14 protein-coding genes and 2 pseudogenes are annotated in these 23,071 nt (G+C 40.3%); 8 read left to right on the top strand and 8 right to left on the bottom strand.

The window, feature by feature from the left end; all coding sequences use genetic code 11:
- The first annotated feature begins 22 nt into the window (after positions 1 to 22).
- The 3 genes and pseudogenes from psaB to HWQ58_RS07325 all read left to right on the top strand — a co-directional run bounded on the left by psaB (position 23) and on the right by HWQ58_RS07325 (position 5,295).
- Positions 23 to 2,254: a photosystem I core protein PsaB gene (psaB, locus tag HWQ58_RS07335; RefSeq protein WP_292859704.1), complete on the top strand. Its 2,232-nt coding sequence runs from the start codon at positions 23 to 25 to the stop codon at positions 2,252 to 2,254.
- Positions 2,255 to 2,402: 148 nt separating this feature from the next.
- Complete coding sequence (locus tag HWQ58_RS07330) at positions 2,403 to 4,244, top strand: DUF262 domain-containing protein (protein ID WP_292859701.1); 1,842 nt, start codon at positions 2,403 to 2,405, stop codon at positions 4,242 to 4,244.
- A 146-nt stretch (positions 4,245 to 4,390) separates the two neighbouring features.
- Positions 4,391 to 5,295 (top strand): annotated as a pseudogene (locus HWQ58_RS07325) (site-specific DNA-methyltransferase).
- A gap of 73 nt (positions 5,296 to 5,368) precedes the next feature.
- Here the strand turns inward: HWQ58_RS07325 and HWQ58_RS07320 are convergent.
- Both HWQ58_RS07320 and HWQ58_RS38360 read right to left on the bottom strand, forming a co-directional pair.
- The gene (locus tag HWQ58_RS07320) at positions 5,369 to 5,581 is read right to left on the bottom strand and encodes a hypothetical protein (protein ID WP_099099566.1); all 213 of its coding nucleotides are present in this window, start codon (positions 5,579 to 5,581) and stop codon (positions 5,369 to 5,371) included.
- 215 nt (positions 5,582 to 5,796) lie between these two features.
- Positions 5,797 to 5,940, bottom strand: a pseudogene (locus HWQ58_RS38360) (helix-turn-helix domain-containing protein); the annotation flags it as partial.
- Positions 5,941 to 6,546: 606 nt separating this feature from the next.
- On the opposite strand from HWQ58_RS38360, the gene HWQ58_RS07315 reads away from it, so the two are divergent.
- Both HWQ58_RS07315 and HWQ58_RS07310 read left to right on the top strand, forming a co-directional pair.
- The gene (locus tag HWQ58_RS07315; protein ID WP_292859698.1) at positions 6,547 to 7,602 is read left to right on the top strand and encodes an SGNH/GDSL hydrolase family protein; all 1,056 of its coding nucleotides are present in this window, start codon (positions 6,547 to 6,549) and stop codon (positions 7,600 to 7,602) included.
- Positions 7,603 to 7,669: 67 nt separating this feature from the next.
- Positions 7,670 to 8,026 carry a DUF4864 domain-containing protein gene (locus HWQ58_RS07310; RefSeq protein ID WP_292859695.1) on the top strand — a complete coding sequence of 119 codons (357 nt, stop codon included), beginning with the start codon at positions 7,670 to 7,672 and terminating at the stop codon, positions 8,024 to 8,026.
- A gap of 25 nt (positions 8,027 to 8,051) precedes the next feature.
- Here the strand turns inward: HWQ58_RS07310 and larE are convergent, their stop codons facing one another.
- Entirely contained in the window at positions 8,052 to 8,879 is an 828-nt protein-coding gene (larE, locus tag HWQ58_RS07305) for an ATP-dependent sacrificial sulfur transferase LarE (protein ID WP_292859955.1), read from the bottom strand.
- 94 nt (positions 8,880 to 8,973) lie between these two features.
- Positions 8,974 to 10,824: a hybrid histidine kinase/response regulator HrmK gene (gene hrmK, locus HWQ58_RS07300; RefSeq protein WP_292859691.1), complete on the bottom strand. Its 1,851-nt coding sequence runs from the start codon at positions 10,822 to 10,824 to the stop codon at positions 8,974 to 8,976.
- A 208-nt stretch (positions 10,825 to 11,032) separates the two neighbouring features.
- On the opposite strand from hrmK, the gene HWQ58_RS07295 reads away from it, so the two are divergent.
- Positions 11,033 to 11,899, top strand: coding sequence for a branched-chain amino acid ABC transporter permease (locus tag HWQ58_RS07295; protein WP_292859688.1), 867 nt, complete (start codon positions 11,033 to 11,035; stop codon positions 11,897 to 11,899).
- A 21-nt stretch (positions 11,900 to 11,920) separates the two neighbouring features.
- Here HWQ58_RS07295 and HWQ58_RS07290 read toward each other — a convergent pair whose 3' ends face one another.
- Complete coding sequence (locus tag HWQ58_RS07290; RefSeq protein WP_292859685.1) at positions 11,921 to 12,058, bottom strand: photosystem I protein PsaX; 138 nt, start codon at positions 12,056 to 12,058, stop codon at positions 11,921 to 11,923.
- Between the two features lie 197 nt (positions 12,059 to 12,255).
- Positions 12,256 to 13,176, bottom strand: coding sequence for a lipoyl synthase (gene lipA / locus HWQ58_RS07285; protein WP_292859682.1), 921 nt, complete (start codon positions 13,174 to 13,176; stop codon positions 12,256 to 12,258).
- A gap of 234 nt (positions 13,177 to 13,410) precedes the next feature.
- On the opposite strand from lipA, the gene HWQ58_RS07280 reads away from it, so the two are divergent.
- Positions 13,411 to 14,046 carry a response regulator gene (locus HWQ58_RS07280; protein WP_292859679.1) on the top strand — a complete coding sequence of 212 codons (636 nt, stop codon included), beginning with the start codon at positions 13,411 to 13,413 and terminating at the stop codon, positions 14,044 to 14,046.
- 384 nt (positions 14,047 to 14,430) lie between these two features.
- Positions 14,431 to 20,109, top strand: coding sequence for an ATP-binding sensor histidine kinase (locus HWQ58_RS07275; protein ID WP_292859676.1), 5,679 nt, complete (start codon positions 14,431 to 14,433; stop codon positions 20,107 to 20,109).
- A gap of 160 nt (positions 20,110 to 20,269) precedes the next feature.
- Here HWQ58_RS07275 and HWQ58_RS07270 read toward each other — a convergent pair whose 3' ends face one another.
- Positions 20,270 to 21,661, bottom strand: a complete 1,392-nt coding sequence (locus HWQ58_RS07270) for a cytochrome P450 (RefSeq protein WP_292859674.1) — start codon at positions 21,659 to 21,661, stop codon at positions 20,270 to 20,272.
- 149 nt (positions 21,662 to 21,810) lie between these two features.
- Entirely contained in the window at positions 21,811 to 22,776 is a 966-nt protein-coding gene (locus HWQ58_RS07265; protein ID WP_292859672.1) for a terpene synthase, read from the bottom strand.
- Between the last annotated feature and the right edge of the window lie 295 nt (positions 22,777 to 23,071).

Genomic DNA, 23,071 nt, shown 5'->3' with positions numbered 1-23,071 from the left:
GGTCAGAGGATTTATTAAACCTATGGCGACAAAATTTCCCAAATTTAGCCAGGATCTCGCACAGGACCCGACGACTCGTCGGATATGGTATGCGATCGCTACAGGCAACGATTTTGAAACCCATGATGGCATGACGGAAGAAAATCTTTACCAAAAGATTTTCGCAACTCACTTCGGTCACGTGGCAATCATCTTCCTGTGGGCATCCAGCCTCCTGTTCCACGTAGCCTGGCAAGGTAACTTTGAACAGTGGATTAAAGATCCCATTCACATCCGTCCCATTGCCCATGCGATTTGGGACCCCCACTTCGGTAAACCAGCGATCGAAGCTTTTACCCAAGCGGGCGCTAGCAATCCGGTAAACATTACCTACTCTGGTCTTTACCATTGGTGGTATACCATCGGAATGCGGACCAACGGCGAACTGTACAACGGTTCAGTGTTCTTGCTGTTATTCGCAGCTGTATTCTTGTTCGCTGGTTGGCTACACTTGCAACCCAAGTTCCGTCCCAGCTTGGCATGGTTTAAAAGCGCAGAACATCGCCTAAACCACCACTTAGCAGGTTTGTTTGGTGTTAGTTCTTTGGCGTGGGCTGGTCACTTAATTCACGTTGCTGTCCCCGAAGCTCGCGGTCAGCACGTAGGTTGGGATAACTTCCTGTCCACCCCACCCCACCCAGCAGGTTTGACACCATTCTTTACAGGCAACTGGGGTGTTTACTCTCAAAACCCTGACACTCCTGGACATATATTCGGGACATCGCAAGGTGCAGGAACTGCAATTCTGAGTTTCTTGGGTGGTTTCCATCCCCAGACAGAAGCTTTGTGGTTGACTGACATAGCTCATCACCACCTAGCGATCGCGGTTATCTTCATAGTTGCCGGTCACCAGTACCGGACTAACTTCGGAATTGGTCACAGCATCAAAGAAATGCTGAACTCCAAATCCGGTTTAGTACCTGGTACTAATAGTGAAGGTCAGTTCAACCTGCCTCACCAAGGGTTGTACGACACCTATAACAATTCGTTGCACTTCCAGTTGGGTATTCACCTAGCTGCTCTGGGAACCGTCACCTCTCTGGTAGCGCAGCACATGTACGCCATGCCTTCCTACGCATTTATTGCGAAGGACTACACGACTCAAGCAGCGCTGTACACGCACCATCAATACATTGCTGGTTTCCTTATACTTGGTGCTTTTGCTCACGGAGCAATATTCTGGGTACGTGATTACGACCCAGAGCAAAATAAGGGCAACGTCCTTGAGCGCGTGTTGAAGCACAAAGAAGCGATTATCTCCCACCTTAGCTGGGTATCCCTTTTCTTGGGCTTCCACACCCTTAGTTTGTACGTACACAACGACGTAGTAGTTGCTTTCGGCACTCCTGAAAAGCAAATCTTGATTGAGCCAGTGTTTGCTCAATTCGTCCAAGCTGCTAACGGTAAAGTACTGTACGGTTTAGATGCCTTGCTATCTAACCCAGATAGTATTGCTTACACAGCATGGCCCAACTACGCTAACGTTTGGTTGCCAGGCTGGTTAGATGCCATCAATGCTGGTACTAACTCCCTGTTCTTAACAATTGGCCCTGGCGACTTCTTGGTACACCATGCGATCGCCTTAGGTCTGCACACCACCACCTTGATCTTGGTCAAAGGTGCTTTGGATGCCCGTGGTTCTAAGCTGATGCCCGATAAAAAGGACTTCGGCTATGCCTTCCCTTGCGACGGCCCTGGTCGTGGCGGTACTTGCGACATCTCAGCTTGGGATTCCTTCTACCTCGCTACATTCTGGATGCTCAATACCCTTGGTTGGGTTACCTTCTACTGGCATTGGAAGCATCTAGGTATTTGGCAAGGCAACGTAGCTCAGTTCAATGAGAACTCTACATACCTCATGGGCTGGTTCCGCGATTACCTCTGGGCTAACTCTGCTCAGTTGATTAACGGTTATAACCCGTATGGCGTGAATAACCTGTCTGTCTGGGCTTGGATGTTCCTGTTTGGACACCTAGTTTGGGCTACTGGCTTCATGTTCTTAATCTCCTGGAGAGGTTACTGGCAAGAGTTGATTGAAACCCTTGTTTGGGCACACGAACGCACTCCTCTAGCTAACCTAGTTCGCTGGAAAGACAAGCCCGTGGCTCTGTCCATCGTTCAAGCTCGTGTAGTTGGTCTAGCTCACTTCACTGTTGGCTACGTCGTAACTTACGCCGCGTTCTTGATTGCTTCTACTGCTGGTAAGTTCGGTTAATTCGGCTGCTAGTTTTGTAGGTAAGTAATAAAAATCCCCTGCCGCAAGGTAGGGGATTTTTATTACTTAATCCAAGTAATGACTACATACAACATTTCGTCTTGTTTGTTACATTAATAAAATAAGATACGAGCTTTGTATAAAAACTATGACTATGCAGCCTGAAAGTACATCATTAGGAGATTTGTTTTGTCGTCGAATTCCTTTTAAAGTACCAAAATATCAAAGAGCTTTTGATTGGGAGCAAGAAGAAATTGATGATTTTATCAAAGATTTACTGGTGCTATATAATGCAAGAAAAATTAATTCTAGTCAACCAAGAAAACATTTCTTTGGTGGCTTAGTAAGCATAAAACAACATATACCCAACAGTTATACGGGAAATCTTTACGATTTGGTTGATGGCCAGCAAAGGCTAGCAACTTTCACAATGACAATTGCTTCTCTTGTTAAGGCATTTGAATCACTTGCTAATGAAGCTGAAGTTGAAAAAGATACAGAAACCTCGCAAGCAGCTAAATCTTATGCGAGTACAACAAGAGATGAATATTTAGAATACAAAGAAGTAATAAATAACCAATTACAGCCGCGTCTTCGTCTTACTCTCTCAAAAGCTGATTATGTCTTTTTTGAAGACCTGATAAATGGTCGCAGTCCTAAATGTTTACGAGATTCTCATAAAAAATTACAATTTGCATGGGATTCTATTAGGACAAATCTTATTGCTAAAATACTGAATGAGATTAGTAAATCTAGTGTCTCTGATAAACTTAATTCTCTTCTACAATTACGAAAATCTGTTATTGAGGATTGTTATGTAATTTATATCGTTAGTGAGGATAGAAGTGAAGCTTACAGGTTATTTGCGGTACTAAATGATAGAGGGAGAGAGTTGAGTGATGGAAATAAGCTTCGTTCAGATACTCTTGAATTATTAGAAAAACACGAGAGAGAACAAATACTTGCAGAAGATAACTGGGACACAATACTTAGCTATCCAGCAACAGAAGTGGAGCAATTTTTTAGAAATTACTATGCATCTCATTATGGTAAGGGTGCAGCCAAGAGAAATTTAGCAGATACATTTCGAGATGATATATTTAAAGTTCCACCTGGAGTTGTTTTAGAGATTGCTGAAACTGAAGAAGCTAAAAAACTATCCTATATTATTTCTGATATAAAAGATGAGCAACAAGTTTTTATAGAAATATCAGAACGACGGTGGCCTTATCGAGATGCGACTGCTTCAGACTGGCAACAGGAAAGACTACAACGTTTAATAAAAGTATTAAGGCATACACTTTGTATACCACTTTTACTCAGTGCATACCATTGTCTTTCGGAAAGGGAATTTATAGAAATCATAGACATTCTAGAACGCTTTGCTTTTCGCTACATTACTATTGTTGGAGCGCACGCTGAAAAAATATCTATAATATATTATGACCACGCAAAGTTGATTAGACAAGCACCACAAGAATATAAAATTCCTACTTTAAGAAATGAATTAAAAACAGTACAGGAAAAGTATGCTCCTGATGAAACTTTTGAATCTCTATTAATACAAAAATTAAGCTATCAAGATAATTCTTCAAAAAAGATAATTATCAGACACTTTTTAACTACATTAGAGGATCATGCTGAGTGGTACTCTAATGGCGCTAATGGTAAACCAAAACCAAATGAAATAAGTATTTTTGATCTAAGCAAAGTTACGATAGAGCATATATATCCGCACAATGCTAGCAGTGCTTCGCTAATGGAAGACCTTGAATTATTGAAGAATGACATTGGGAATCTGTCTTTTTGGCCTGGACGTAACAATAATAGTGCAGGTAATAAGTCATTTGCTGAGAAGAAAAGTCTTTACGAACAGTCAAACGTAACACTTAATCGAGAGCTAGCCAAATTTATCGACTGGGATAAGCAAAACTTTCAACAAAGGAGAAATAAATTATTGAAGATGGCAAAAAAGATTTTTACTGTTTAGATATAAGTCAGCTAGCATACAATCGGCTATTTGAGAAGAAGAAGACCCCAAGGGCAATTACGTTGAAAAAAGAACTTTTAAAATTAAATACTTGGACAATACCAAAACAAGTTATAACTATGAAAAACGAGATAACTTTATAAGTCTTGCAAGAAGAACCAATAACGCCACCAAAAGAAATAGTTTTTAATCCCTCTTATACCTAGTAAAACGGAGCCGCATATTTAGGCGATAGCCTTAAACTTATTAAATTCATTGATGATAATAGTATTAATTTAATTATCACCTCACCTTCATTCGCACTCACCCGAAAAAAAGAATACGGTAACAAAACTGCTGAAAAATATATTGAGTGGTTTCTACCTTTTGCATCCGAATTTAAAAGAGTACTGGCAGATAATGGCTCATTCGTACTAGATTTAGGTGGTGCTTACTTACCTGGTAATCAGGTGCGGAGTATCTACCAATACGAACTTTTAGTAAGATTATGCAAAGAAGTAGGTTTCTTTCTCGCTCAAGAATTTTACCACTATAATCCGGCTCGGCTGCCAACCCCTGCTAAGTAAGTGACAATCAGGCGAATTCGTGTGAAAGATTCTGTAAATACAGTTTGGTGGTTATCTAAAACACCGAATCCTAAAGCAGATAACAAAAAAGTTTTAAAGCCTTATAGCCAAAGTATGAAACAGTTACTCAAAAATGGCTATAAAGCAAAAATACGTCCTAGTGGACATGATATTTCTGATAAATTTCAAAAAGATAACCAAGGTGCAATTCCGCCGAATTTGCTAGAAATTGCCAATACTGAATCGAATAGTGCTTATTTAGACGCTGCAAAACAGCAGAAATTAGACCTCATCCAGCACGCTTTCCTCAAGGGTTCGCTGAGTTTTTCATCAAATTTTTAACTGATGAAAGTGATATGGTATTAGATCCATTCGCGGGTTCTAATACAACCGGCTTTGTTGCTGAAACTCTGCAACGCCGATGGATATCTTTTGAAATTAATGAAAGTTATGTAATTGGAAGTCGTTATCGATTTAGCCAATAACTAAATTAAGTAAAGAGTCAGGAGTGAGAAGTTAAAATTTATAACTTATAACTCTTAACTCATAACTACTCAATTAAATTTCTCCATTCACCTGCATTTGATGAACTTGATCTGCTAGCTCTTGACGACCTCGATCATCTAGTTTATCAATAGCTAACATCCCCATCAGAATAACTTCTTTCAGGGTCAAACGTGTGGAATGTGCCTGTTTTTGCACAATCTCTTTAATAATGGGACTGACACCAATCGCTGTACTAGCTCTTGCCACAGAAGAAAAGGAAAACACTAATGATTCAGCCTAAATCTTAGCACTTTCAATGAGGTTATTCTTTAGAGTTAAAACTTAATTTAAATGTATTTCAACTCATACTTCAATTAGTAAACATAAATTTTAAATTACGTATAGTGAGTTCTGAAATTCTCAGTATGGCAAACGTCATACTTGCTCATTGAGTACACATCATCGTATGATATCAATATTCTCAACAGTTATAATTTTGCCTATTTCTCCAAAATTTCCACCAAGTCCTCAATTGTCACATTAAAGGCAAGAGCTAATTTGTATATAGCAGGAAAGTCAACTGTTGTTATTTTGCGACGACGCACATAACTTATAACTGTGCTGCAAATTATCCCAGAACGGTCAGAAACTTCTTTTAATTACAATCATTTCACTTGTGCTAGTTCTCGAATCTCTAATCTGAACTAATCACATCTTTAATAACTGGTGCATTTGCATTGCTTAATTTCACATGACAAAGTGAAAAATGTAGACGTGTACTCCTGCTCTTAAGCAAGCTACGCGTAGTGTCTTTTAGAGAAATGGCTTGTCGAGCCAACTCTCACGCGATCGCAACAATTGACTGAAATCTAGAAACCTAAAATATGATGGTTATTTCACATACTAGCAACATCAAAAGCAAAAACCTCTGTCCTGAGATCCTCAAAAATCACTCATTAATTGCCGAGTTTGCAAACACTAGTAATATTTGTGATAACTGAGTTAAAAAAGTAGTCGGCTGATGAAAACAATGCTTTCAGTAGAAGTATTCGCACAAATAAGACTTGTATACCACCGGGAAAACCGTACTTTAAAGAGATCGTAAATTGTCAAATATAATCTCATAAACACGCTTTACAGAACTATACAGCGTAAATAAGAATAATAACTTAACCGAAGTAAAATTTTCCTGAATACAGGCAACTAATGCCGTGATATGGAAAAGCAGTGAGTAGAGGAGAGAAAAAGCGATGAGGGACCCTTATCTGTTGGCAGCAGGCTTGTTAACAGGATTAGCAATACCAGCATCGGCTCTTCCACATCTGTCAATTGTCCTGCCAGAAAGTTCTAGATTCCTGTGGGATTTAAAACAGGGTTCGCAGACAATAGCCAGTACAAAAATTATCAATAGCGTCGATCTCTCCTTACCAGAACTCAGCGGTCAAGCGTTCCAACCCCTAAAAAGTTCGCAGCCAATAGTAGGTGAGAAAAACGTCCCTAGCGTACCAGAATTCAGCAGTCAGGCATTACCAGTATCAACAGAGTCATCACTCAACCCCAGCGCCCAAACAACTAGCCTCTTATTGACATCTGGAAATCAACTTTACTACCAAAGATTGGCGGCTCTGAAAACAGGTCAGATTTATAAACGCGTAGATAATGATAATTTGCAATCATTGTGGGAGTCGATCAAGAAACGTCAACTAACTTACGACGACTGGAAAAGTTTACTAGCTTTAGAAGCTAGAGCGATCGCTCAAGGTCAAGGAGCCAATCATCTAAGTATTTTAGTTGGTGATTCTTTGAGTATGTGGTTTCCCAGAGAAAAACTGCCTGCTGGTAAATTGTGGCTGAATCAAGGCATATCTGGAGATACTTCTAGTGGCGTTTTAAAAAGATTGGGAGCATTTTCGGCAACGCGGCCAGATGTAATTTACATCATGGCTGGGATTAACGACTTACGAAAAGGCGCTACTGATGAAACAATTTTGCGTAATTATCGCCGGATTGTCCGTCGTTTACGGCAGGCTCACCCCCAAGCTCAAATCATTGTCCAATCAATTTTGCCTACTCGTCTACCAAAAATTTCCAATAGCCGCATTCGTCACATCAACATCCAACTAACCGTGATTGCTAAACAAGAAGGCGCTAATTATCTCAATATTTATAGCTGGTTTACGGATATGGAAGGCAATTTGCGTCCAGAGTTGACCACAGATGGGTTGCACCTGTCTCAAGAGGGATATGATGTGTGGCGAACGGCACTACAGCAGATAGAATACAAGCTCACTCGGCGTCAGAATTGAGCGATCGCTTTGCTGACCCTTGGAGCGATGTCTAAAGGCGGGCTGCGCCTACGCAATTTTTAAATTTATGGAAGTTCCTGATATCGATGCCATCAATATACGTTCTGTAATTGAATACCAATTGGCAGCTTTTAAAAAAGATGACGCCCAAAGCGCTTTTGCCTATGCTAGTCCGGCGATTCAGGCGCAATTCGGAACCTCAGAAAATTTTATGCAGATGGTAAAGACAAGCTATCCAGCAGTATATCGTCCTCGTTCTGTCTTTTTTGAGAAGATAACAACCATCCAAGGAAATATAACTCAACCAGTTTTGCTACTTGCTCCTGATGGAGTTCCCTTGAGGGCTTTATATTTTATGGAAAAACAGCCCAATAATATCTGGAGGATTAACGGTTGCTTCCTAGTTTCTCTAGAAGATAAATAAACTCTATATTTATACAACTAAAATCCTATACTTTAACGCCCAAGGCTTCCCTATTTAAAACCTGATTCAACTTACCGCTACGATAACCTTCTAAATCTAAGGTTACGTAGATAAATCCAAAATCTTGAAATGCTGAAACTAACGTTTGTAAATCGTTAGTCAACACAAACTCTTTGATTTGTTCTGGTGGTAATTCAATACGTGCTGTATCCCCTTGGGATCGCACGCGCAAATTTTGCCAACCTAGCTTTCGCAGATAAATTTCTCCTCTACCGACTCGTTGCAACTTAGCGACAGTAATCTCTTCACCGTAAGGAAACCGGGAACTGAGGCAAGGCTGGGCAGGTTTATCCCACCAAGGTAAACCGAGTTGTTGCGAAAGTTGGCGAACTTCAACTTTAGTGACACCCACTTCTGCTAAAGGCGATCGCGCACCTCTTTCCTTAGCCGCCTGAATTCCTGGGCGATAATCATGCAAATCATCAGCATTCACCCCATCTACTACATAGGGATAACCCAACTGTAAAGCTAAAGGTTTGAGAGTGTCGTGCAACTCACTTTTGCAAAAATAACAGCGATTAACAGGGTTAGAGGTGTAATTGGGATTTTCCATCTCGTGAGTCTGAACGATTTTATGAGGAATCCCAATAGTTGCAGCTTGAATTTTCGCGTCTTCCAATTCTTCTGGTAACAGTGAAGGAGAAACAGCTGTTACAGCCAAAGCGCGAGCGCCCAACACATCATAAGCAATTTTGGCAACCAAAGTGCTATCAACGCCCCCAGAGTAGGCAATCAACGCCTGCTCCATTTCTTTAAATAAGGTTTTTAATTGCTCAAATTTTTCTGTCAGCATCATTTCCCAATCCTGCCAAAACCTTACAGCACCCAATAATTTATATTGTAGTCATTAGTTATGGGGCATTGGGCATGGTTTCTTCTTGTCTCCCTCACTCTCTACTTTCTACTCCCCACTCCCCATCAACCAAGGTTGGTGCTTGACTGTACTTGGCCACCAAACTGGCTAAAAATGGTAAATCAATTGGTTTAGAAATATAGTCATTTACTCCAGCTGCTAGACAGGTTTCGCGATCGCCTTTCATCGCCATTGCTGTTTGAACAATTACCGGAATCGTCCGATATTGCCCATGTTCTCGCAGTTGTTGCACTAAGTTCAGACCATTTCCATCTGCCAGATAAACATCCATTAAAATCACAGCTGGGTCTAACTGTCTTAGAGCTTCCCACATCTGGGCAGCATTCTCAACCCAAGTCACCTGATATCCCAAATTACGTAAATAAATTTGCATCAAATCAGCATTGGGTAAGTCATTTTCTACCAACAAAATATCTACAGAGGAACTAGGAGTCAAAGGCAGAGGAGATGAGGAAAATTTTGCTTCCCCTGCTTCCTCTACTCCCCCCACTCCTACCTCTTGGTTAAGGGGAAGTATGAGGGTAAAACGGGAGCCGCGATCTACTTCAGATTCCACTTTCACAGAACCACCGTGAATTTGGGCGAGTTTTTGAGTCAGTGCTAAACCCAAACCAGTACCTTCAACACCATCAGCCTTGGCAATTTGAAAATAGCGTTGAAACAGTTGAACTTGGTCTTCTTGGGAAATGCCAGTGCCAGTATCCCAAACTGTAAAATGCACAAATACACCTTCAAGAACAACCTCTAAGCCAACACTTCCTTCGCTAGTGAACTTTAGGGCATTCAAGAGTAAATTCAACAGCATTTGCTTGAGTCGCAAATCATCAGCTACTAGGGTTGTGATATCGGGGTTAATTTCTTGACGCAGGTTTAAACCCTTATCAGCGGCTTTCTCTTTCACCAGTGCGAAAACACTGTCGCATACGAATCGCACATCTAGTGTTTCCCACTTCACTTCTAGCTGATTTGCTTCAATTTTAGAAAGATCCAAAATATCATTAATCAGAGCTAGCAAGTGCTTGCCACTAGACTGAATGATATTTAAATAGTTTCGCTGGCTTTCTTTAGTTGGTTCAAACCCTGGGGTTAAAAGCATGTAAACCGGCACAGTAATACAATTAAGCAGTGTGCGAATTTCATGGCTGGTGTTTGCTAAAAACTGATTTTTCAGTTGATTGGTGCGCTCCAATTCTTGATTAGAGTTACTTAACTGTTGATATTGTTGCTGCCAAGATAAAATATGTCTAAGTTGTACTAAGGCTGTTGTACAGTATTTGGCAGACCTTGCCATCAATTGCGATCTGAGTTGAGCTTGTGATTCTATGAGCGACTCATGATCGGAGCTTAGGGGCGCGGTGGCGATAATTAGCCAGCCCATAACGCTGCCAGAATCATCAGCTAACCGCCAAGCGCTTGGTAGTTGTTGATTCTCAAGCTGTTGCAAATCTTCAAGTTTTATGACCTCTTGCAACCTCAATAGCAGCTTTTTTTCTGCTGTCAGCACTTCTAGAAATAAAGGCTGTGAATTTGGGGATGGAGAACGAGAAATATAACAAACTGTGGCAACAGTTTCTTGTGGTTGACACATGGCGATGCCTACGGCACATTCTGTAAGTGCCAGATTACTGCTGTGAACAGCACTGTTAATTTCGTTAACCACGGTTCGTAAAATTTCCGCTTGTGCGGCTTCTGGCTGTGGGACAGTGTTACAAGCAGAAAGCAAGCAATCATTAAGGCGACTTTGCAACTGGTTTAAGCTGCTCTCCAGCCACAGCTGCGCGCTAAGTTGCTCAATTGTTGTCAAAAGTTTTGGCGTTGCATCTATCAGTGAGTTCTGGTCTGGTAAGCTTGAGTACTGCTGCATGGTCAACTAGACCGCTGAACAAGTTTAGCTACGCATAAAAATCCCAACAGGATTTTATGTATATTAGCGGACAATTCTTTTTTATTTATAAACGATAACTTATGTTGTTATAAACCATAACTTATGATGTCGAGTTTAGCAGCTAGTCCAAAAAAAAATTATTGTATGAACCACTAACCTAAAATTTTTTAAACGCAACTTAAGACTTATGGATACACAATTCGCCCAACTAATCGTTAATGGGATTGCGGTGGGGAGCATTATTGCTCTAGCCGCAGTCGGACTGACTCTTACTTATGGAATTTTACGGCTATCTAACTTTGCTCATGGTGACTTTCTCACCTTAGGAGCCTATCTGACTTGGCTGATAAACACCATTGGAGTCAATATTTGGCTGTCGATGATCTTGGCGGCGGCGGGAACAGTAGCAGCAATGCTGTCATCGGAAAAGTTACTGTGGTCAAAGATGCGCTCTATCCGTGCTACTTCCACTACGCTGATTATTATTTCTATCGGGCTTGCCTTATTTATTCGCAATGGGATTATTTTTATCTGGGGCGGCAAGAACCAAAATTATAATTTACCTGTTACTCCGGCTTTAGATATTTTGGGTTTAAAGATACCGCAAAATCAATTATTGGTATTAGGATTAGCGGTGCTAGCAATTTTAGGGCTGCATTACCTGCTGCAAAATACCAAAATTGGTAAGGCGATGCGAGCAGTTGCAGACGATCTGGACTTAGCCAGGGTTTCAGGCATCAATGTTGACAGAGTAATTTTCTGGACTTGGCTAATAGCTGGTACTCTTACGTCATTGGGTGGCAGTATGTATGGGTTAATTACAGCCGTGCGCCCGAATATGGGATGGTTCTTAATCTTACCATTATTTGCCTCAGTAATTCTTGGTGGGATTGGCAACCCCTATGGTGCGATCGCAGCAGCTTTTATCATTGGCATCGTCCAGGAAGTCAGCACTCCTTGGCTGGGTTCACAGTATAAACAAGGTGTCGCACTGTTGATCATGATTTTGGTGCTGCTCATTCGTCCCAAAGGTTTATTTAAAGGAACGATTTGAGCAGCACCACTCCACTTCTAATTATTCAATAATGTGGAAGTAGTAGGCTGCTACCAAAAAATTGATCGCTAACAAGAACAGTGCCCAGCCTGTGCGAAAGGCGTAGGGAGGTTTAGCGCCGCTGTCGGCAACGGGGGAATTCTTAGCTTTAGCAGTCATAATGCGATTCTCCTTATGTCATGACTTTTTAAGAAATACCAAACTGGCGTACCAAATACTCAAATTCTTTAAGAATATTTGTGTGAAGTTGGGAATTGGGGATTGGGGACTGGGGACTGGGGATTAGGGATTGGGGATTGGGGATTGGTTATTTTTTCTTTCCCTGCTCCTCTGCTCCCCTGCTCCCTGCTTCATCCCTACTCCCCACTGCCTACTCTCTCCTCTCCAGCATGATAGGAACTGCGAACCAGAGGCCCAGAACGAACATGGTTGAATCCCATTTCCCATGCTAATCTGCCGAGTTGATCGAATTCCTCTGGAGTCCAATATTTTTGGACTGGCAAATGTTCTAGAGAAGGACGCATATACTGCCCGATAGTCAAGCGATCGCACCCCACAGTCCTTAAATCAGCCATTGCTTCAATGACTTCATCAAGTGTTTCTCCGTGTCCCAGCATCAAACCTGATTTGGTGGGAATTGTTGAATCGATTTCTTTAACCATAGCCAGCACCAAGAGCGAGCGATCGTACTTGGCTCCCCGGCGCACTCGTCCAGTTAAGCGTTGCACTGTCTCGATATTGTGATTAAAACAAGCTGGTTTGGCTTTGACAATCGTAGCTATTCGCTGGCGTTGACCTGACTCTCCAACACCAGCACCACCCCAAAAATCTGGGGTCAGCACTTCAATTTGAGTCTCTGGGTTCAATTGGCGGATAGTCGCGATCGTCTTCACAAAGTGTCCTGCCCCCTGATCGGGCAAGTCATCACGGGCTACAGAAGTCAGCACCACATAACGCAATCCCAAAAGCTGCACCGCCTGTGCTACCTTTTGAGGTTCATCTAAATCAAGAGGCATCGGTGCATGACCTTTATCTACTTGACAAAAAGCACAAGAGCGTGTACACGTGGGCCCCATTAGTAAGAAAGTTGCAGTTTTTTGGGCATAGCACTCTCCCCGGTTGGGACAGCGTCCTTCTTCGCAAATTGTGTGAATTTGGCGCTGCTTAATAATGCGTTGTACGGTAGAGATTTCACTGGCTTTGCCAATTGGGCGACGTAGCCAGCTAGGCATTGCCGTAATTTCAGACTTTAGGTCGGTTTGTTGTGACGAAATCATAGACATCCCAGTAAGATGCGGATATAGATGTAGTGGTCTGTCGATTAAATATCACCATGACACAAATTGAAAAGAGCGCGAGCAAAAGTTTTGCACAACACTTCTAACAATGTCATTTATACCGAAATATACTATCCCCCAATTGCTAGAAATTATGTATATAGTGGGAGGATTCTCAAGGACAATCGGCAAAGCCGCTATTTACACTTATAGTTTCTGTTAGAGCAAACAGTCGTGGCAAGCAACAAGATTTTAGTTATCGATGACACTACGGTTGTCAGGGTAAAAGTACGAGAAATGTTGCCTCCGGGCAATTTTGAGGTACTAGAAGCAAAAGACGGTGTGGAAGGACTAAATTTTATCCTTCAGGAAAAACTCAGCCTGATAATGCTGGATTTCCTGTTGCCTAAAATGAGTGGCTGGGAAGTTTTTCAGCAAGTTCAAGCCCACCCAGAATTAAGAAAAATTCCTTTAGTGATCATGTCGGGTCGCAAGGAAGAAGTGACGGAGAAAATCACAGAACCATTTGAATATTTTGAATTTCTGGGCAAGCCTTTCGATCAGAAACAACTAATTAACGCGATTAAGTTAGCTATGGCTAAGGCGAAACAGCCACGCCCAGAACTAGTTTCAGTAGGAGCAGGAGTTTCCGTAAAAAATGGCACATCATCAACCTCTGATGTCGCCAATAGTACGGTAGTAGCCCCTAGCGTCGCAATTCCTAGTGTCGCAACCCCCACTAATGGAGGAGTCTCCGAGGCAGAAATTAATGCATTGAATGAGAAAATTGTCAAAATGCAAGCAGAAATTGATGGTTTGAAGAAACAGCTAACTCAGGTTGTGACTTTTATTAAACAAAAAATCAAGTAGTATTTGTGCTCGTTATTATTATCGCAGCCAAAAATACACCATCTATACTGGTGTCCGATTAAAAGCGGATAAAAATAGTTAGTTCAAAAACACTTATGTTGACAAATCATCATTATTTAGTGAGGTACAGCTTTACCTTAGCCTGGTAAAGCTGTACTTTATCTTCCCTCTTCGTAAGTTCGGCTATCCATTACCCGACTCTTTGTTAACATTCACTTGATGAGGAAACGCTACAGTTCAAGATTCAGATATTTAGTAAAAAAAATATATTAAAAGTCATATTTTCTAATACAAATTAAACAAAAAAATCCTATTTCATGATGAGGATAGCCTTTGCGCGGGAATAATAAGCCATAGAAACAATAATTATGAGCTTAGTCCGCAATGTTAGTAGTATTGGATACAATATATTCGTTTCCTGGCTATCGCATTACTGAACAAATCTACTCAGGCAGTAAAACCCTGGTTTATCGAGGTATTAGAGAAGAAGACCAAAAATCAGTCGTTCTCAAATTGATGCGGAATGAATATCCTACCTTTGCGGAAATAGCTCAGTTCCGAAATCAATATATCATCACCAAAAACCTCGATTTTCCTGGCATAGTCAAAACCTATAGCTTAGAAAATTACCGTAACAGCTATGTCTTAGTGATGGAAGATTTTGGCGGTATTTCCCTCCAAAATTGGCGAATAGAGGACAAGGGAAAAAAGGAAAACTGGCTTTCCCTGAACGAGTTTTTCCACATTGCGATTAAAATTGCTTCTACCCTGGAAAGACTCCATCGCGATCGCATCATTCACAAGGACATCAAGCCTGCCAACATTCTCATCAACCCTAGCACAAATGAAATCAAACTCATCAACTTTAGTATTGCCACCCTTCTGCCAAGAGAAATTCAATTTCTCACGAATCCCAACATCTTAGAAGGTACTCTGGCTTACATTTCCCCAGAACAAACCGGAAGGATGAACCGAGGTATTGACTACCGGACTGATTTTTATTCCCTTGGTGTCACCTTCTTTGAGCTCCTCACCGGACAGTTACCCTTCACCAGCAAAGATCCGACAGAGTTAGTTTATTCTCACATTGCCAAACAACCGCTAAGAGCCAGTCGGATTAACTCCAATATTGGGCCAATTTTGTCTGACATCATCAGCAAACTGATGGCAAAAAATGCCGAAGACCGCTATCAGAGTGCTTTGGGGTTAAAGCATGACTTGGAGACGTGCCAAAGCCAATGGCAAGAAACAGGAAATATTGCACCCTTTGAACTCGGTGTGAGAGACATCTCAGACCGTTTCATAATCCCTGAAAAACTCTACGGTCGCCAAAGTGAAGTTGAAACCCTACTCGCTGCTTTTAAGCGTGTAACAGAAGGGGCAACAGAAATGATATTAGTCGCAGGTTTCTCTGGCATTGGCAAAACTGCCGTGGTCAATGAAGTCCACAAACCGATTGTGCGGCAGCGTAGTTACTTCATCAAAGGAAAATTTGACCAGTTTCAACGTGACATTCCTTTGTCAGGATTAGTGCAAGCCTTTCGGGACTTAATCGGGCAACTGCTCTCAGAAACTGATGCCCAAATTCAACAATGGAAAGTCAAAATTCTGCGGGAATTGGGTACACAAACTCAAGTGATTATTGATGTCATTCCTGAACTCGAACAGATTATTGGTAAGCAATCTCAGGTTACAGAACTCTCTGGCAGCGCTGCCAAAAATCGTTTCAATTTATTCTTTCAAAAATTCATCCAAATCTTTACAACTAAAGAACATCCCCTAGTTATCTTTCTCGATGACTTGCAATGGGCAGATACAGCTTCTTTGAAATTAATTCAGTTATTAATGTGTGACAGCGGGTTGTCTGCTCTTTCAGAAGAGACAGAACAGATGCGTGAAACCAAAGGAGGCTTTTTGTTAGTTGGTTCCTATCGAGATAATGAAGTTTATAAGGCACATCCGCTTTATTTAACACCACAGGAGATTCAAAAAGCAGGAGCAATCATTAATACGATTGCCTTAGCACCTTTAAATCAGGGTGATTTAAATCATCTAATTGCTGAGACACTTCATTGTCCAGAATTAGTTGCTGTTCCTCTAACCCAGATGGTGTTTGCTAAAACTAAAGGCAACCCCTTCTTTTCTGTTCAATTTCTCAAATCTTTACACGATGATGGGCTAATTGTATTAAATTTTGATGTTGGTTATTGGCAGTATGATATTTCCAGAGTTAAAGATTTAGCTCTCACGGATGATGTCGTAGAATTTATTGCCATGCAAATAGAAAAATTACCAATATATACCCAAAAAGTTTTGAAACTTGCTGCCTGTATTGGGAATCAATTTGACTTAAAAACTCTGGCGATCATCAATGAAAAATCTGTAGTAGATACAGCATCAGATTTATGGCAAGCATTACTTGATGGGCTAGTTTTACCACAGACTGAAAATTACAATATATTTTCCAAAAATAATACTAATCAAGAATTCATTGTTCATGGAATAGAATCTACACAATTTTCAAATTATAATTTACAGCTACCCAAGTATAAATTTGTCCATGATAGAGTGCAGCAAGCCGCTTATTCTTTAATTCCTGAAGAACAAAAAAAGCCAATTCACTTAAAAATTGGGCTACTGTTATTGAACAATATTCCTGTTCTGCAACAGGAAGAAAAGATTTTTGAGCTTGTCAATCAGTTTAATATCGCAGTAGAATTCATCTCCCCTCAATCTAAACGAGATGAACTGGCCCAGATGAATCTAATTGCTGGACGTAAAGCTTTAGCATCAACAGCTTATCCCGCTGCTGTTAAGTATTTAACTATCGGCATCCAACTGCTGGCAAGTGATAGTTGGGAGACTAAATATCAACTAATCCTAGCTTTATATGAGACAGCAGCCGAGGCGGCGTACTTGGACGGCAACTTTGAGCAAACCGAGCAGTTAGCAGAGGTAGTGTTGGCACGAGGAAAAACTCTTATAGACAAAGTTAAAGTTTACGAAGTAAAAATTAAAGCCTATGGGGCACAGAACCAAGCACTCAAAGGAATTAATACTGCACTAGCCTTTTTGAAGCTTTTAGGAGTGGAGTTTCCTGAACATCCAAGCCAATCTGATGTTCAGCTAGTAATGGCAGAAATAGCATCAAATCTGGCTGGGAGGCATATTGAGGATTTAATCGACCTACCAGAAATGACAGAAGCTAAAACGCTGGCAGTTATGAGTATTCTATCAAGTACACATGCTTTGACCTATCAAGCTATTCCTGAGCTATTTCCACTGATTCTTGTTAAACAGATCAATTTATCCCTACAATATGGCAACGCACCATTGTCTGCCTTTGCCTATGTTAATTATGGAGTAATACTGTGCGGGCTAGTGGGAGATATTGAGTCCGGCTATCAATTTGGTAAACTAGCTGAAAATCTTTTGTCTAGGTTACAAATTAAAGAAATTAGTGTGAAAGTTCTTGGATCTTTTCATCCACTTGTTAGACCTTGGAAGGAACACGTAAAGGAAATATTAAAACCTTTAATGGAAGTTTACTTTTTCAGCGTAGAAACAGGAGATTTAGAGTTTGCATCTTATGCTTTACACGCTTATTCTTACGGTTCATATTTTATTGGGAGAGAACTGTCAGGGGTAGAACAAGAAATGGCAAATTACAATAATGCCATAAGAAAAATAAAGCAAGAAACAGTATTACAATGGAGTACTATTTATCGGCAGAGCGTATTGAACTTGCTAGGGCGTGCAGAAAATTCGTCTTGTTTAATTGGTGAAGTTTATAACGAAGATAAAATGCTGCCGATTCACCTGGAAACTAAAGATGGACTCGGACTTCTATATCTATATTTCAGCAAACTTCATCTCTGTTATCTATTTCAAGAATTTCATCAGGCAGTTGAAAATGCTACACTGGCGAAAAAGTATTTAGATACTGCAATAGGACATCTAGTTATTCCGATTTTCCATTTTTATGATTCTCTGGCAGGTCTGGCTGTGTATTCTGACGTATCCGGCTCTGAGCAAAAATGCATTCTCGATCGGGTTCAAGCCAATCAAGAAAAAATGGAGCATTGGGCACATCATGCCCCAATGAATTATTTGCACAAATATTATCTTGTAGAGGCTGAACGCTATCGGATTGGAAGTCAATATCTTGAAGCAATGGAATTCTATGATCGCGCTATCTTCCTTGCCAAAGAACATGAGTACGTTAATGAAGAAGCCTTAGCTCAAGAACTTACCGCCAAATTCTATTTAGAATGGGGTAAACATAAGATTGCTCAAACCTATTTAACAGATGCTTACTATAGCTACGTTCGCTGGGGAGCGTTAGCCAAAGTTGACGATTTGGCAAAACGCTATCCCCAATTACTGGCTCCTATATTCCAGCAAGAAAAACTGAGTATCCATTCCAGCGAGGAAAGCGCTTCTTTCAATAGCATATCTATATCATCTTTATCTACCCTAAGTAATCAACAAACTGTTATTGGCTCGAAGACAAGTATTTCTGATTCTCTGGATTTAGCCGCATTCATTAAAGCATCTCAAGCACTTTCTGGGGAAATCGAGCTTGAGCGACTACTTTCTACTTTAATGGAAGTTGTTATGGAGAATGCAGGAGCTTCTAAATGCGCTTTAATTTTGAGTGAAGGTGACAACTTAGCATTAACTGTCACAGCAGTTTGTTCAAGTTCAAATTTTGAGCATACCTACACTGAGTTTCCATCAACTTGCCTTGAGTCAAGCTACGATGTTCCCATTACTTTGATTAACTATGTTAAACGCTCTAGAGAAATCTTGGTTATTGATGATGCAATGGCTGTTTCTTTTCTAGTAGGTGATAGCTATATTCTTAGTGAAGAGCCTAAGAGTTTATTGTCTATACCTCTTCTAAATCAAGGTAAATTAATTGGGATTCTTTATCTAGAAAATCATCTAACGACAGGAGCATTTACACGCGATCGCGTAGAAGTCCTGAAACTCCTCACTACTCAAGCAGCAATATCTCTAGAGAATGCTATCCTCTACAAAAATTTGGCACAAGCTAAAGAAAGCTTGGAGGAATACAACCATACCCTAGAGGAAAAAGTCCAGAAAAGAACGCAGGAACTCAACGACAAAAATCAATGTTTACAACAAACCCTACAAGAATTGCAAAGTACCCAAATACAATTGATTCAAAGTGAAAAAATGTCCTCTTTAGGACAAATGGTGGCAGGAATTGCTCATGAAATCAATAACCCTATTAACTTTATTCATGGCAATATTAATCATGCTAGTGAGTATGTCCAAGATTTGCTGGATTTGATAGTTATTTATCAGCAAGAATATCCCCATCCTTCGCCTTTAGTTAAAGAGAAAACTGAGGAGATTGACATAGATTTTTTATCAGAAGACCTGCCTAAGATTATAGATTCAATGAAAATGGGGAGTTCGCGTATCCGAAATATTGTTTTGGGCTTACGTAACTTTTCTCGCTTAGATGAAGCTGAGATGAAGCCTGTAGATGTTCATGAGGGTATAGACAACACCTTAATGATTTTGCAGCACCGACTTCAAGAAAAGAGCAATTTACCTGAAATTGAAGTCGTCAAAGAATATGGGAAATTACCGGAAGTTATTTGTTACCCTGGTCAACTCAATCAGGTATTTATGAATATCCTCAGTAATGCGGTCGATGCTTTAGAAGAGGCATTTGCCATTGGTCATCTAGCATTGGTAAATGACAAGGAACAAATCACAAAGGGCATAGACGCGTTAGCATCTCCTCATAAAGTAGGAAAAATTCATATCTTTACTGAACTAACAGATTCTAATACGGCGATAATTCGGATTGCCGATAACGGTTCTGGTATGACAAAAGCGGTGCAGCAGAAAATATTTGACCCATTTTTCACTACCAAGTCGGTAGGAAGTGGCACGGGGTTGGGGTTGTCGATTAGCTATCAGATTATTGTGGACAAACACAAGGGTAGCTTAACCTGTGATTCCTCATTAGGAAAGGGGACTGAGTTCGTGATTGAGATCCCGATGCAACAGTCAGATATCTAGACTAGCAACACTTTTTTTAAAATACAAAGTTGGGTTAAGTAAAGTGAAATCTAACATTTGGAAGTGTGTCAAGTTTTGCTCTGCTCTACCTAACCTTGCATCTTAGAAGAAGTGGGTGGTTTCGGTTTCTAAGGCTCATCAAAACAACTCTGATAAGCTACTAGGATACGGGTGTAGTTGCCATATTAACTAAAGACTCTTGACGCGCACGTCGTCCTGTAATTACCATCTTGATTCCACTAGCAGGTGCCAGCATAAAACCTCGACGCTGAAGTCGCTCAGGTTGCTGATTAACTAGCGCGAACTGATAGCGTGACACGATGGTTGCTAATACTAGTTTCATTTGAAATAAGGCTAAAGCCTCACCCATACAACGACGGACACCACCACCAAAAGGCAGAAATTCATAGGGAGAAAATTGGCCTTCTATAAAGCGCTCTGGTCGAAACTCCTTAGGTTGAGGATATAAATCTTCACGTTGATGAGTAAGATAAACACTGGGAAGCAATACTGTTCCAGGCTCTAAAGGATGTCCCAAAAGTTCAACTGATTCTCGTACCACTCTAGGGAATAAAATCATCAAAACAGGATGAATTCGTAAGGTTTCATTACAGACAGCAGTGAGATATGGCAGCCGATAAATGCTCATAGGATCTGGGAAATCACCAAGGGTATCTAGTTCCTTGAACAGTTTTTCGCGGACTAGTGGCTTGTGGTAAATCCAGTAGAAGCCCCAAGCTATTGCTGTTGCCGTAGTTTCATATCCTGCAATTATTAGGCTCATCAACTGATCGCGCAATTGATGATCTGTCATGAATTGACCAGTTTCATCTTGAGCTGACATCAGCAAGGAGAGGATATCGACGCGTTCTGAATTAGGTTGTTGTCGGCGTTCGGCAATTTCAGCATAGAGCAATTGATAGATTGTCTCCCGATCACGTAGAAACTTTCCCCAATGACTCCAAGCTCCTAAATCCTGTTGCAAGAATCGGAAAAAGAAAAAACTGGAAGTGAGGGGTGAGCGAAACAAATCTAACATCAATGGCAGTAGATGCTTAAGTTTCTCAAATCTTTCTCCCTCATACAAGCCTAATACAATCTGTAAGATGAGTTCCAAGGATATGTTCTGTGCGACGTTACGAGCTAAGAAGGGCCGATCAAGTGGTAACTGACTAAAGACTTTATCACTCAGATTACAGATTAGTTGGCCGTACACTTGCATTCGCTGTCCATGAAAACAAGGCGTCATCAATTGTCGTAGCCATTTGTGAGGACTGCCATCAAGCATAAGAAGTGAATTTTCTCCTACAAAGGCTTCAGTAATTCTGTTGAGTTCACCAGCAGCTACAAATTTCTTTCTATCATTCGTTAAAATTTCTTGGATTCCCTGAGGATGATTGACAAATACGATGGTGTCCCCAAAGCCAATTGTCCTACCAGTAAAAATGTCAGGATATTGTTGAGCTGCATTTTCCATATAGCTCACAGGGTCAGCAACCCACTGAAGCTTTTGTAGTAAAGAAGGGGTTTTGAGAGGATTAGGTAGTTGCATGTGAATTTTAAGTCCAAACCAAAATCTAAAAGTTGCATTAGTAGGGTTAAACCCTTAACAGAATAAGGTGGAGTTTATCTGTGAGAAATTTTTAACGGAATAGTGTACTTATTAGGTACTTTTATTTCTTCTGAAGATAGAGTGGAGTTTTATTTAGCTAACTCCAATCTTTCTATAGTTTCATAACGACCAGAGTGAGAATACCAAGTCAGATTGGCAAATATCCAGCTATGTATTCCTGATATATATTTGGCAAGTTCAGCATCTAATTCTTCTCCAAAAGATGGAATAGATAATTCAAATTTTTGCAAGCAATTCACTTCTTTATCGTGCATTTCAATAGCCGCCACAATTGCCTTTTCTAAATAAATATTTTGTTGGTAATGAATTAGCAATACTAAATTATGAACATCGCCACTTGACATTTCTCTATGTACGGAGAAAATATCATTACACCAGGCAAGAATGTTAATTGTCATCACTTTTAACTCTTTCATCACCTCATGATTTCGGAGAAAATCAGGAATTGTTAAATAATTACAAAATTCCATCAATGCAAGGCAAAGATACCCCCCTAAACTTAACCTACGTATAAGCATATAGCTCTCAATATCGGGTGTAATTTCCTGTGCTCGATTAATTGCTTCTTGAACACATCCATCGAAGTAGCCTTCATAACGATCAACAAAGTAATGAAACCATTCTTTACTGCCTCTTTGAAGTATCCGTCGTCGTAAATCACTTAAGGCATAAGCAAGTGGTATATCATTACTTGTAAGTTCTGCACCATTCAATATTTCCAAAAATCTCTTATGAAAAGCTTTGAGAACATCAGGTTGTCTTCCTAAATTTGACAAATCACACTGGTCATCCCAAATAAATACCCAACTCAACCAATCATTTGCGATTTTCAATTCTTCAAGCTGGCAGTGAGGATAAGCACTTGCCGCTAGAAAGAAAAATTTTGATTTGCAAAAACGCTTATAAGATGATTCATTGACCAAGATATTAAAGTGAAGTACCCATTCAAGAGCGTGCTTTTCTAAAACATCAACATACTTATTGATATGGGATGAAAATGGACAGTATAAATTAGAGGAAAGTAGTTCCTTCATAGAAATATATTGGTTAGAAGTAACCAACATGAATTACAGGAGAACAAAATCAATAGACTCACTCATAGAGAGCCTATGACAATTCCTTGAAAAGAATTAGCTAAAACACCAGATGCTATATAGTGTGCAAATCATATTTGCATCACTGTTAGTGGTGTATAAATCTATCTGAATATTTCCTAACTTAAACAGTATTCTTCAATGTTTTCTTTAAAAGCATAACCGTAACTTTACTGAAATTCTCCAGAATTATATTTTTTTGATAAAAAGTTTATATCTATAAAGACTCATGATA

Origin of the sequence: Nostoc sp. LPT (assembly GCF_017115165.1) — a bacterium.
Taxonomy (GTDB): Bacteria; Cyanobacteriota; Cyanobacteriia; order Cyanobacteriales; family Nostocaceae; genus Nostoc.
Note: the sequence above shows the minus strand (reverse complement) of the source record. Positions and strands in the feature narration are given on the sequence as shown.